At 38.4% G+C, this 13,397-nt stretch carries 13 protein-coding genes; 11 read left to right on the forward strand and 2 right to left on the reverse strand.

From position 1 onward, the window contains the following. Nucleotides 1-6: 6 nt before the first annotated feature. Together K1F36_RS07560 and K1F36_RS07565 are read right to left on the reverse strand one after the other, a co-directional pair. Nucleotides 7-741, reverse strand: coding sequence for an NYN domain-containing protein (locus K1F36_RS07560; RefSeq protein WP_220113274.1), 735 nt, complete (start codon nt 739-741; stop codon nt 7-9). Nucleotides 742-745: 4 nt separating this feature from the next. Beyond that, on the reverse strand, nt 746-940 hold the full coding sequence (locus K1F36_RS07565) for a small ribosomal subunit protein bS21 (protein WP_220113275.1): 195 nt from the start codon (nt 938-940) through the stop codon (nt 746-748). Nucleotides 941-1,715: 775 nt separating this feature from the next. On the opposite strand from K1F36_RS07565, the gene K1F36_RS07570 reads away from it, so the two are divergent. The 11 genes from K1F36_RS07570 to K1F36_RS07615 form a co-directional block, all read left to right on the forward strand. Further along, nucleotides 1,716-2,930 carry a site-specific integrase gene (locus K1F36_RS07570; protein ID WP_008610969.1) on the forward strand — a complete coding sequence of 405 codons (1,215 nt, stop codon included), beginning with the start codon at nt 1,716-1,718 and terminating at the stop codon, nt 2,928-2,930. A gap of 113 nt (nt 2,931-3,043) precedes the next feature. Then, nucleotides 3,044-3,304, forward strand: a complete 261-nt coding sequence (locus tag K1F36_RS20380) for a DUF6660 family protein (protein WP_417943895.1) — start codon at nt 3,044-3,046, stop codon at nt 3,302-3,304. A 122-nt stretch (nt 3,305-3,426) separates the two neighbouring features. Further along, nucleotides 3,427-7,830 carry a CusA/CzcA family heavy metal efflux RND transporter gene (locus tag K1F36_RS07575; protein ID WP_008610968.1) on the forward strand — a complete coding sequence of 1,468 codons (4,404 nt, stop codon included), beginning with the start codon at nt 3,427-3,429 and terminating at the stop codon, nt 7,828-7,830. Nucleotides 7,831-7,846: 16 nt separating this feature from the next. Next, nucleotides 7,847-9,067 carry an efflux RND transporter periplasmic adaptor subunit gene (locus K1F36_RS07580; RefSeq protein WP_008610967.1) on the forward strand — a complete coding sequence of 407 codons (1,221 nt, stop codon included), beginning with the start codon at nt 7,847-7,849 and terminating at the stop codon, nt 9,065-9,067. 108 nt (nt 9,068-9,175) lie between these two features. Further along, nucleotides 9,176-9,514, forward strand: coding sequence for a P-II family nitrogen regulator (locus tag K1F36_RS07585; protein WP_073099362.1), 339 nt, complete (start codon nt 9,176-9,178; stop codon nt 9,512-9,514). A 13-nt stretch (nt 9,515-9,527) separates the two neighbouring features. Next, a complete protein-coding gene (locus K1F36_RS07590) occupies nt 9,528-9,959 on the forward strand; it encodes a Fur family transcriptional regulator (RefSeq protein ID WP_008610962.1) in 432 nt (143 codons plus the stop codon). Nucleotides 9,960-9,990: 31 nt separating this feature from the next. Further along, nucleotides 9,991-10,341: a SpoIIAA family protein gene (locus K1F36_RS07595; RefSeq protein WP_008610961.1), complete on the forward strand. Its 351-nt coding sequence runs from the start codon at nt 9,991-9,993 to the stop codon at nt 10,339-10,341. A 34-nt stretch (nt 10,342-10,375) separates the two neighbouring features. Next, entirely contained in the window at nt 10,376-10,771 is a 396-nt protein-coding gene (locus K1F36_RS07600; protein WP_008610959.1) for a hypothetical protein, read from the forward strand. Between the two features lie 61 nt (nt 10,772-10,832). Beyond that, nucleotides 10,833-12,482, forward strand: coding sequence for a multicopper oxidase family protein (locus tag K1F36_RS07605; protein WP_073099363.1), 1,650 nt, complete (start codon nt 10,833-10,835; stop codon nt 12,480-12,482). A 50-nt stretch (nt 12,483-12,532) separates the two neighbouring features. Beyond that, nucleotides 12,533-12,979: a Fur family transcriptional regulator gene (locus K1F36_RS07610; RefSeq protein WP_008610956.1), complete on the forward strand. Its 447-nt coding sequence runs from the start codon at nt 12,533-12,535 to the stop codon at nt 12,977-12,979. A gap of 88 nt (nt 12,980-13,067) precedes the next feature. Beyond that, on the forward strand, nt 13,068-13,397 hold a 330-nt coding region (locus K1F36_RS07615; RefSeq protein WP_220113276.1), incomplete at its 3' end, for an FAD-dependent oxidoreductase.

Below are 13,397 nucleotides of genomic sequence, written 5' to 3' on the forward strand. Positions count from 1 at the left end.
TTTTCATTAGACCATCGTCCTTACATAGATCAAGTTCCCATTGCCCTTTGGATTTTTTCTGGACCCTATTTCAATTTGACCTATGGACTTGACCAAAGGGGTCAGTTTTTTGAATCCGTAATTTCGTGCATCAAAGTTGGGCTGTTTCTTTTGCAATAATGTCCCCACCTCGCCCAAGAAGGCCCATCCTTCCTCATCTTCCACATCTGCAATGGTCGAAAGTATGAGATTGATCACCTTTGGGGTGATTTTGTCAATTTTGCTTTTATCATTTTTCTCCGGGGCATTGGTCTCCCCAATTTGGGTCTTATGGAGTATTTCGAGATATATGAACTTGTCACATGAAACTATAAAGGGGTCTGGGGTCTTTCGCTCCCCAATACCAAAAACGGTCATTCCCGCTTCTCTTAACCGTATGGCCAACCGAGTAAAATCGCTGTCACTGGAAACCAACGAAAACCCATTCACCTTACCAGAATAAAGAATATCCATTGCATCAATGATCATGGCACTGTCCGTTGAATTTTTGCCGGTAGTATACCCATATTGTTGTACGGGGGTAATAGCGTTTTTCAACAGGACATCTTTCCATTTTGTCAAGCTGGGCTTCGTCCAATCTCCATAAATCCTCTTAATGCTCGGATTTCCATATTTGGCAATTTCTTCCAACATTTCCTTTACGTATTTGGAAGGGATATTGTCCCCATCTATCAGGACCGCCAAGTTTAAATCTTTGTCCATAAAATCACTCCTCGTTCTTTTTTAAATATTCGTTCTTATGGATTGCCTTTTTTAGGTTCTCCCTCTTCTCTTCTGATTTTTTTGTAAACTCCTGATTGTTCCGGATACGTTTTAATTGTTGGGTGCTCCGCACTTTGTTCCTGTACCTTTTTAAAGCCCTTTCTATGTTCTCTCCAGGAACTAATTTTATTATCAACATACACTCTACTTATTTTAAGGATTATTTTAAAATACAGCCCTTTTAAGAGCCAATGGTCAAACATTGCCGCTGCATGGGAAATGGGACTCCCGAGCCAATACGACTTTGGACTTTGGGCTATAAAGCCTTTAAAAAGAAATTATTGATTCAAGCAAAAAATAACTAAGAAGTGTCCCTCTGTTAATCGGAAATGGGCAATAGGAGAAGGCTATCTTTTTTATTCAGGGATTGGAACAATCATTGTCCACATTGTACGGTAAAGGAAAGCATTTATATTGAAAACCAAATGGTTTGTACTATTTATTTTGAGTCCACTACAAATGTTTTTTTGGTGCATTGTTTCATATTCGCCCTACCGGACAATAAAATTAAAAACACATCCTCAAGAATTACATTGCAATTTATATAGAGGGAATAAGGTCAAATGTGAAGCTTGGAGGTTAAGGCTGATGGATCAGATAGATTATGATTTGATCATTTATGCGTCTCTCAGAGAATGTTAAAAACACTTCAAAAAAAAAAAGACAAAACCCTGACAGCTAATTAGCTGTCAGGGTTTTTCAGTACCTTGGGTGGGAATCGAACCCACACGTCCGAAGACACTGGATTTTGAATCCAGCGTATTTACCACCAAATTTCCGTAAGTTATATTATAATCAACTGATTAACATATATTTAATTTTATATAATGTCAATTGATATCGTTTAAAATCCTAATTTGTTGTACCTATGTTGTACCAAAAATGATTATCTTTATATTCTCAATACTTAAGATATGGCATCAAACGCAAAAATAGTACTTCGGAAAAAGCCCAATAAAGAAGGGCATTGTCCTCTTTGTATTCGTATTACTAAAAACCGTCGCTCAAATTATCATTATATAGGTCATAATATTGACCCTAATGATTGGGATGGAAAAAATATTAGAGTTAGAAAATCACACCCTTACTCAGATAGGTTAAACGGCTTGCTTAGTACTAAACTGTCTGAGGCGAATAAGATGCTGATTGATTTGCAATCGAGCAAAAAGGATATATCGGCTAATCAAATAAAAGAGAAACTTTATGCATCTTCCGAATCAGTTACTTTTTTCGAAGTGGCACAAGATTTTCTTGATGATTTAGAAGCAAACGAAAAGCTGTCTAGGCTCTCGACCGACAAGGCTCGTGTTAACCACGTATTGAACTTTACCAAATCAAAACAACTTACCTTTCAAGAAATTGATGAAAACTTTCTAAAGAGATTTAAAACTTACCTCCGTACAAAACACAACCTATCGGAAAGGTCGATAGTAAATAATCTTATTGTGATTAGAACTATCTATAATAGAGCTATTAAATTGGGTATAGTAGATAGAAAACTCTATCCCTTCGGTTCAGATAAAATACGGATTAAGTTCCCTGAAACCGAAAAAATAGGCCTTACCAAAAATGAGGTCATAAAACTTGAATCCGTTGAAAATCTGACCGACAACGAGACTCACGCTAGAAATGTTTGGCTTTTCAGTTTTTATTTTGCCGGAATTCGGGTAGCTGACGTATTGAAAATTCGTTGGACCGATATTTATGACGAAAGGCTGCATTATCGAATGAACAAGAATTTAAAATTGTTATCCCTTAAAATCCCAGATAAAATATTTCCGATTTTGGAATATTATCAGGACAGTAAACAAAATGATGACGATTTTATATTTCCGGAAATGAAAAAGGCAAATTTACAAGATGCAAAAGATGTCTATGCTAAAACAAAAACGGCCAACAAGAAATTCAATAAATATTTGGTATCGGTCGCTGATAAAGCCAAAATATCAAAAAAAGTAACTATGCACATTGCTAGACATACATTTGGGAATATATCGGAAGATAAAATCCCAATTAATATGCTCCAAAAATTATATAGACATTCATCGATTACCACTACTATAAATTACCAATCTAACTTTATGCATAGGGATGCCGATAATGCTTTGGATAGCGTCATTAATTTTTGATTTCTGAAATTCTAAATCATCTTTGCACAACCTGTGCATCGCAATTTTATTATCTTTGCAGAGTGAAAATTTTAACTATCATATTATCCGTTTACTTTTTGGTACTCAATGTTGTGCCCTGTGATGACGGTGAAGTTAGTTTATACGATTTTCAAAATGACTTACAAATACAGTTAGATCATAATTCAGATAATACCGAACAGCCGGTATGCATCAATTTTTGCCTTTGTAGCTGTTGTCACGTAAATGTTGTAAATGTCGATGTAGTTCCGTTTGTTATGCCATCTTTTGTTATTTCTTCTGAAATATTCTTCCATTCTGATGGTTTTGGAAAAGATCTTCCCCTCTCCCTTTTGCAGCCTCCACAGGTTTAATTCAGTTTTTATAGGATAGCTATATCCTCCTTAGACCTTTTTAGGTCAATCTTAATTTGATACGATTTTGTATATAGCAAATTTGTACCAAAAAGTTTCAATGAATTAAACCCTTCTTTTTTATGATTAATAAAATCATTTCATTTTCAATCAACAATAAATTTATTGTTGGTCTATTGATGGTAGCCCTGATTGGCACGGGCATTTGGTCAATGGCCACCATTAATCTGGGATCGGTTCCAGATATTACGAACAATCAAGTACAAGTCATAACTACAGCACCCAACTTGGGCACTGAAGACATAGAACAATTTGTTACCTATCCTGTGGAACTGGCAATGGCAAACCTTCCAGATGTTGTCGAGCTACGTTCGGTTTCTCGCTTTGGTCTTTCAGTGGTTACTATTGTCTTTAAGGACGAAGCGGGCACCTACCTTCCCCGTCAACTGGTACAGGAAAAACTAGCTGAAGTCAGTGAAGAGATACCCGAAGGTTTTGGATCGCCTTTTATGGCTCCTATCACTACAGGATTGGGCGAAATTTTTCAGTATACCTTAAAAGTAAAAGAAGGATATGAGGATAAGTATGATGCAATGGAGTTGCGTACTATCCAAGATTGGATTGTTAAACGTCAAATGGCATTGGTGCCTGGCGTTGTAGAGGTCAATGCTTTCGGTGGATATGTGAAACAATACGAAATAGCGCTTAGCCCAGATAAGCTCAAAAGTTTTGGTATTACGATGGGACAGGTTTTCGAAGCCCTCAAAATGAACAATGCGAATACAGGTGGTGCTTACATTGAAAAAAACCATCAAGCCAATTTTATTAGGGGTGAAGGTCTGGCGCGTAGCCTCGAAGATTTAGAAAACACAGTCGTCACTACAGAAAATGGCACACCAGTTCTTGTAAGGGATGTTGCTGAAAAAGTAGGCTATGGAAACCAGATTAGGTACGGGGCCTTTACCCAAGATGGAAAGGAAACCGTTGGAGGACAAATCCTTATGCTTAAGGGGCAAAGCGCCAATAACGTAATAGACAATGTACAAAGCCGAATAAAGGAAATTCAAAAATCCCTTCCTGAGGGTGTATATATTGAACCCTTTTTAAGCAGGAGCGAGCTTATTGGTAGAACGACAAGCACAGTAGAAAAGAATTTGATCGAAGGCTCACTTATCGTAATATTCGTACTCGTTATCCTTTTGGGAAGCTTGCGCGGAGGATTGATTACCGCATCGGTAATTCCATTATCCCTTTTGTTCGCATTTATTTTGATGAAACAATTTGGAGTGTGGGCAAACCTAATGTCGCTTGGTGCAATTGATTTTGGGATTATAGTAGATGGTGCAGTAATCATTGTAGAAGGAATGGTTTTTCATATTCATCAACGGATGAAAAAATCAACTAAAGTCATTGAGCAGGCTGAAATGGATGAGATTGCCTATGAATCTGCAAGCACTATGATGAATTCCGCATTTTTTGGACAGTTGATTATTCTAATCGTCTTTACACCTATTTTATTCTTAACCGGTGTAGAAGGAAAGATGTTCCGCCCAATGGCATTTACTTTCGGTTTTGCGGTTTTAGGCGCAATTATTCTTTGTCTTACCTATGTGCCAATGATTTCGTCAATGTTTTTAAAACCTTCAAAAAATCCGGATAGTTGGTTTGCAAAGTTCGAGAATAAAATTGATAGGTTCAGTGATAAGATTATGTCTAGTCTCAATAGAGCCTATAAGCCACTGTTGTCTTTTGCACTTCGTTTTAAGGCTGGCATCGTGATAGGTGCAGTTGGCCTATTATTGATTGCAGGATTCATTTTTAGCAATATGGGTGGCGAGTTTATCCCAAAATTTGATGAGGGCGATATAGCAATGCAGGCACTGATAAAACCTGGAAGCAGTCTTACCGAATCCATTGAGGCCTCAAAAAAACTTCAAAATATAGTAAATGAGTTCCCAGAGGTTAAAACAATGATTTCAAGGATTGGGGTTGCCGAAATCCCCACAGACCCAATGCCAATGGATATTGCCGATAGTTACATAATCCTTGAAAAGGATAAAAGTAAATGGACTTCGGCAGACAGCAAAGAAGAACTCATCGAAAAAATACAGGAAAAAATCGCCGTAATACCTGGAGTAAATTTTGTGTTCACACAACCTGTTGAGCTACGTTTTAATGAATTGCTTACAGGTGTACGAGAAGATGTAGCTATAAAACTTTATGGTGAAAATTTGGACGTACTGGCAGATAAGGCTAACGAAATGGCCTCGATTATAAAAACCGTTCCCGGAGCAGGTGATGTTAGAGCCGAGGCTACCAGTGGCCTTCCCCAGATGACCGTAGAATACGACAGGGCTAAAATGGCCCAGTACGGTGTAACCATTGATAAGCTGAACGATTATATAAGTGCATCATTCGCTGGTGAAAAAGCCAGTGTTGTTTTTGAGGGAGAAAAAAGATTTGATGTTGTCATTCGTCTTTCTGAGTCGTACCGTCAAGACATTAATAACCTAAAGAATCTATACATCGACCTTCCCAACGGGGCACAAGTACCTCTTAAAGAAGTGGCCAACATCAGTTATAAACCTGGGCCAATGCAGATATCCAGGGACAATACCTATCGTCGTATCTCGGTTGGGGTTAATGTTCGTGGTCGTGATGTAAAATCAATGGTTGAAGAGATTCAGACAAAATTAGATGCTCAATTAAATCTTCCTCCCGGTTATTATATTACCTATGGTGGTTCTTTTGAGAATCTGCAACGGGCTTCAGACCGTCTAATGATTGTGGTGCCTATAGCACTTTTCTTAATCTTCATTTTGCTCTATTTCGCACTTAACTCATTTTCACAATCGGTAATGATATATATGGCAGTGCCTTTGGCGGCCATTGGCGGTGTTTTTGCACTTTGGATAAGGGGGATGCCATTCAGTATTTCCGCTGGGGTCGGTTTTATCGTGCTCTTTGGGGTTGCGGTATTAAATGGGCTTGTGCTTATCAATAAATTCAATGAACTAAAAGAAAGTGGTATGACAAATATAAAAGATAGAATTTATGAGGCTACCCACGAACGGCTACGTCCCATACTCTTAACAGCAACTGCCGCCATTATGGGCTTTATACCAATGGCAGTGTCCACATCGGGAGGTGCAGAAGTCCAACGACCGCTGGCAACGGTAGTAATCGGTGGACTGATAACGGCAACATTCTTAACATTGGTCGTGGTTCCCGTACTATATAATTGGCTGGAGGCCCGCAAAGAACGTAAAGGCAATGGTGGTGAGGCAAGTTATATCAAGAAAAGTACAACGGTTATTATTGTATTATTGAGTTTGGGAGGATTTTTGACCCCAAATTCTGCAACCGCGCAGGATAATCAAATGGCCCAAACCCTTACTTTGGAAGAAGCCATTACAATGGCAAAGCAAAATTATCCTTCCTTAAAAGAAAGCCAAGCCTTTATTGAGCGTGAACAGGCGATGAAGGGTACCAGCTTTGATATGGGAAACACGAGGGTTTTTACGGGAAAGGAAGAAGTAGGCAATGACCTGCCAGGCATACAGACCACTATTGGTGTACAGCAAGGAAATATTGATTTGCTTTCAGGTTTTTCAAAATCCAAGTTCTATAAGGAACGTGTTAAACTGGGCGAAACGTTCTACGCTGTCAACGAGCAGCAATTGATTCGTAATGTGATGCAGGCCTATGACCGTATCAATTATAACAAAGCACAATTGCGCTTTGCGGAACAGTTGGACAGTGTTTATACTAACTTTAGGACAGCTGCCCAATTGCGCTATGATACCGGGGAAACGGGCAAACTGGAATTTATTGCCGCCTCTTCTGAATATCAGCAGATTCAAGTCTTAAGGCAACAAGCCTATGATGATATAGATATCGCAAAAAGGGCATTGAAACAATATTTGGGCATCGAACAAGAAATTGAAACGGTTGGTCAAACCTATGAACCGATGGATTTTTTGGCCACTTTGGACTCGGCTTCCGTAGACAATAATCCTTTGCTTCAATATGCTATGCAGAATGCAGAAGTAAGCAAAGCCAATGTCGGTGTGGAAAAAGCACAGTTCCTACCCAAGTTCAACTTGACCTATGGAAGACAGATTGTGGATAATGTATCGGGCTTCAATACCTATCAAGCCGGTATTAACATACCGCTTTGGTTCTTTCCACAGAAATCAAGGGTAAAGGCAGCTAAAGCTAATGCTATGGTTGCCGAGAACCAATACCTCGAACAAAAGGCAATGACCGAAAGTACAGTCTCTCAACTCATAAAATCGCTGGAAAAAACACAAAAAATCCTGAATTATTATCAGGAGGGCGCATTGCTTTTGGCCGAGCAGCAAATTACTACGGCAGAACTGGCATCTAAGGAAGGTGAAATAGATTATGTGAATTATATCACTATTCTCAACAGTGCCATTACGATAAAACAAAATCATTTACAGTTTATCAATCAATATAACCAACAGGCCATTGAACTACAATATCAATTGGGAAATCTATAATCTAAAAAAAACAGAAATGAAGAAAATAGCAATAATCAGTTCCATAGTACTAACTATTATGTTAATAGGCTGTAATGGAAAATCCAACTCGGAGATACCGAACAGCGAAACCAATGAAACTTCGGAAAATTCCAAAAGCGCTGAAGAAGGGGAAAACGAAGAAGGTGAAGAAGGTGTAGTAGAAATTACCAATGAACAAGCTGAAACCATAGGTCTTGAGCTAAAGCAAATTGAAGAAAAAAGCCTTGGCAACAGTGTTAAGGTTACCGGGATTTTAGAGCTGTATCCGCAGTACAAAGCCAATATTAGCCCTTTTGTAGGAGGTAATGTAAGTTCCATAAAAGTAATCGAGGGGGATAAAGTTCGGAAAGGACAGGTATTGGCTTACTTACAGCACCCAGATATTATTTCAATGCAACAGGAATTTCAGGAAAAAAACGATGAACTCGTATTCCTTCAACAGGATTTTGAACGCAAGCAAACTTTATTTGATAAAGGGGTCTCCTCGGCCAAAGAATTTCAGATGGCTCAGTCCAAATTCAGAAGTACTACTTCGAGCGTTAACGCCTTAAGGTCAAAACTGGAGCTACTGGGATTAAATATCTCTAAAATAAAATCTGGTGAAATTTATGCGTCAGTGCCTATTACATCGCCAATCGGAGGTTTTGTCGATGAAGTTATGGTAAGCCTTGGTGACTATGTGGCACCACAGACCAAAATGTTTGCGGTAAGTGATAATTCGGAAATTCACGCAGATTTTAAAGTGTATGAAAAAGATATTTATAAAGTAAAGGAAGGGCAACAAATCTATTTTACCGTAGCATCAAAGCCAGATCAACTATTAAAGGCAAAAATCCACGCCATTGGCAAAACGTTTGAAACCGATCCAAAAGCGATTCACGTGCACGCGGACATTCATAATGAAGATAAAGAACTCCTTCCTGGAATGTATGTGGAAGGTAGAATTGTTCAAGGCGAAAAAATGGCCTTGGCAGTTCCAGAGGAAGCCATTGTTAAAAATGGGGAAAAAACCTTCATTTTCGTAGAGGATAAGGACAATGAAGAAGAAAATAAACTAAGGTTCAATATGATTCCTGTTAATACAGGGATGACCGATTTGGGCTATGTGGAAATAAGCCTCCCCGCAGGTATATCTAAGGATATAACCGTTGTTACAAAAGGGGCATACATTCTCTCTTCCGAGATGATTAAAGCTGAATTGGGAGATGACGATTAATTCAATAAACAATTAAAGGTTTTGATTCCGAGCTTGTTTATCGTCTTAATTAGTTAGTTAAAAATTAAAAAACAGGCTCGGTTCAAAATCAATTAAAAATAAATAATTATGAAAGAAATAAAAGCATTTGTAAAACCGAACAGAATACAAAGGGTCATTGAGGCTCTATCGGATAACGGATTTAAAAGTATGACCCTGTCTCAGGCAGAAGGTACCGGTGCATTTAAGGCAAAAGGTGCAAGACCGTCCCTCGATTTTCACGTAACTGACAGTCCTGTGGTAAAACTGGAACTCGTCTGCCAGAACGAAGAGGCACAAAAGGCTATAGATATTATAACCGAAAACGGTAAATCTCCGGAAAAGGGGGACGGAATAATTTATATAACCAGTATAGACGAAGCCTTTAAAATCAAAACTGGTGAATCTCTCAAGAGGTACGACTTATAAAACCCGATGTAAAATGGAAGACATAGTAAAAAAACTGGAAGAAAAGGGCGTTAAACCTACTGCTATGCGCTTGTTAACCTACAAACATTTATCAAAAATGGAGGTAGCAATAAGTTTGGGAGAACTCGAAAAACATTTCAAAAGTTCAGAGCGTAGCACCCTATTTCGTACTATGAAAACATTTGAGGAAAACAAATTGGTACACGCCATCGAAGACGGTACTGGCTTTGTAAAATATGCCCTTTGTGATGAAGATTGTCAATGCGAAGTTGGCAATGACCTTCATTTGCATTTTCACTGTAATAAATGTGATGAAACAATTTGTCTCACAGACCATAAAATACCCCAAATCAACTTACCCCAAGGTTTTAAGGCAGAAAACATCAATTTGATCGTACAAGGGATATGCGTTAAGTGTGGCAATGAAAGTGCAGATTCACGATGAATTTAAGGTATTATAATTTAAAAAAAATAAAATGATGACTATAACTCATAAAAACAATACCCTCTTCCTTATTGCTAAAGGTATGCTTGACCTCAATGACTGTGAGAACTTTTTTTTAGAGCTGAACAGACAAATAAATTCTGCTAAAGATGTCCGTTGTTATTTTGAAATAAAGGATTGCCAGGGCTGCACACCAGAGGTGTTTGAGAAAGATTATTTTCAGAACCTTGAAAAAGAGAAACACCTTGAGAAGGTTGCGATTGTAGGTTCTTTTAAATATCAAGAAGAACTCACTAAGCTCTTAATGCCCTTTTCTAGGGCACATATCAGATATTTTGATAGTAAGGATTCCGTTACTGCCAAAAAATGGATTGAGGCTTAAACAGAAAATTAATCAACATTTAAAAACAGATATTATGAAACAGATTAAAAATGCAGGTATTCTAATGGTTTTGGTGGCTTTTATGATAGGCTTTCAGAGCAGTGCACAAAACACAGACAAAATTTTGAAGAACCCTGAAAAAAGGGAACAGGTTATGACGGCCATTATCAATAATCCAGAGATGAGAATGGAAATGATGGAAAAAATGATGAAGATGATGGAAAAGGACACCACGATGTCCAAAAAGATGAAGAAAAAAATGATGATGAAAATGGAAAAGGACACTACAATGTCAAAAAAGATGAAGGAAAGAATGGCTACGATGAAAAAAGAAAAAGAGATGAAGTGTGAATGTGAGTGTAAAAATGAAGATGGAAAGTGCCAATGTAAAATGGAGGAGAATGATGAAGATAAAAATGAAAAGCAGTGACTTAAACTAATCGAATAAACCTGACGCTTTGGGCAAATTGTTAATTAGAAATCGGAAAATTATGGAAAAGAACAAAATAGATAGAAGGAACTTCATCAAGCTTGGTAGCCTTGGAGCAACTGTTGTTATTACCTGGCCATTGTTGAATTCCTGTAATGGTTTTGCTTCAGAAAATAAAAATACCATCAATCCCGATTTTCAAGCAGATTTAGATTTCGAATTGACAGCCAAAGAAACAGATATTCAATTGTTTCAAGGAAATACAACCAAGGTTTGGATGTTTGAAGGAAACGTTCTTGACGGAGACAAAACAACAGTACAAAAATTAGGGAAGAGCTATTTGGGACCTATAATAAGGGTGCGAAAAGGACAGAAAATAAGGGTTCGTTTCAAGAATCAATTACCTGAGGAAAGTATTGTTCATTGGCACGGTATGCACGTTCCAGAGGAAGATGACGGTCATCCTAAAGATGTAATAGCTAATGGTGAAACTTATGTGTATGAATTTGAAATAATGAACCGTGCCGGCACCTATTGGTTCCACCCACATCCACACGGACGTACTGGGCCACAGGTTTATAATGGTCTTGCAGGGCTTTTTGTAGTTACGGACGATGAAGAACAACGATTAAAATTGCCATCAGGAGAATACGATGTTCCTGTTGTACTGCAAGATCGCCAGTTTGATAACAATAATCAATTGGTATATCTAAACCGTGGACGTATGGATAGGATGAATGGTTTTTTGGGCAACCGTATCCTTATCAATGGAAATCCGGATATGAAACTTTCACTTAAAAGTGGGTGTGCCTATAGACTACGCTTTCTAAACGGTTCCAATTCACGTTTTTATAAACTAGCTTGGGAAGACGGCACCCCACTTGTTATTATAGGCAAGGATGGTAGTTTACTCGATAGTCCTAAATCTAAACCTTATGTAATGTTGGGCGTTGCAGAAAGAATTGATGTATGGCTCGATTTAAAGAACAGGCCTCAAGGCTCTCAAATGATTATGAAGAGTTTGTCGTTCTCTCCTGGGATGATGGGGATGATGGGCGGAATGATGGGCAGGGGTCGAAACAACCTTCCTTTGGGCAGCACTTATGAAATATTAAAAATCAATATCGATAAAACAGGGAGCAACGACTTTGAGCTTCCACAACGGCTGGCCGAATTCAACAAACTCGATCCCGCCACTGCTGTTAATAGGAACAACCCAAGGACGTTCCGTTTTTTTATGAGGCGAATGCAATGGACTATCAATGGCCGGACTTGGGAAATGACGGGGGTTACCGAAGAAGAAACCGTAAAGCTCAATACGACCGAGGTTTGGGAAATCGTGAACAGAGGTGGTAGAATGATGGGCAATGACGATATGATGGGAGAAAGAGGTTGGATGCGTAACCGTGGAGAAATGGATAGAGACAGAGGAATGATGGGCGGGGGAATGCAGATGCCGCACCCTTTTCATATTCATCATTTGCAATTTAATATTCTGGAAAGGGACGTTTCCGGGGTTGACAGCAGGATTTGGAATTCAGTTAAGGATGGATTTATAGATGAGGGTTGGCAGGATACGGTTCTGTTAATGCCAGGTATGAGTGTTAAACTAATTATGCGCTTTGAAGATTTTAAAGGCCTCTTTTTATACCATTGCCATAATCTGGAACACGAAGATATGGGGATGATGCGCAATTTTAAAATTGAATAAAAGATGACTATACATAGTGTTGCACCGCTTGGAATATAATTGATTTTTGAATGACTTTAATGACAACAAAAACAGAAAAAACATTATTGTCCAAAGGGATACGCCCTACTGAAATGAGGTTGAAAATTCACAAATACCTCAATAGGAAGACCTATGCAGTAAGTTTAAACGAAATGCAAAAAGTCTTTATCGCTAAAAGCGAAAAAAACAAAACGGCAAACAGAACTACCTTTTATCGAAACCTAAAAACTTTTGAAGATAAAGGGCTAATTCATCAGATTAATGATGGGACAGGAGTGGCAAAATTTGCAATTTCCGATAAAAAGGCCAAAGGTAAATACGGTACAGATTTACATATGCATTTTCATTGTACCGTTTGCGGAAAAACTATTTGCTTGCCGGATAGAATATCGAAACAAAACTTGCCGGACGATTATGAAATAAACGATGTGAACCTGGTATTAAAAGGGGTATGTAAAAATTGTAGTAAAAAATAATAGGTGGGAGTACCTTAAAACTGAACCCTTGCGCCCACTGGTCAGCTTAAGGTTTCCCCCACCTTATTTAATTAAAAAATTTACGAATATGGAAAAATATGATGTAACAATTATAGGGTCTGGCCCGGGCGGGTATGTAAGTGCCATCCGTTGCGCCCAATTGGGTCTAAAAGTGGCCATTGTTGAAAGGTACAGCACGTTGGGCGGTACCTGTCTAAACGTGGGCTGTATCCCGTCAAAAGCCTGGTTGGAAGCCTCTGAGCATTATTACAAACTCAAGCATCAATTCGAAAAATTTGGGATTGATGTTAAAGAAGCCAATGTCGATATCCTGAAAATGAACCAAAGGGTTCAGGATGTGGTACAGGAAATCATCAATGGTGTTGATTATCTGATGAAAAAGAACAAGGTTACCGTT

Origin of the sequence: Flagellimonas abyssi (assembly GCF_019457905.1) — a bacterium.
Taxonomy (GTDB): domain Bacteria; phylum Bacteroidota; class Bacteroidia; order Flavobacteriales; family Flavobacteriaceae; genus Flagellimonas; species Flagellimonas abyssi.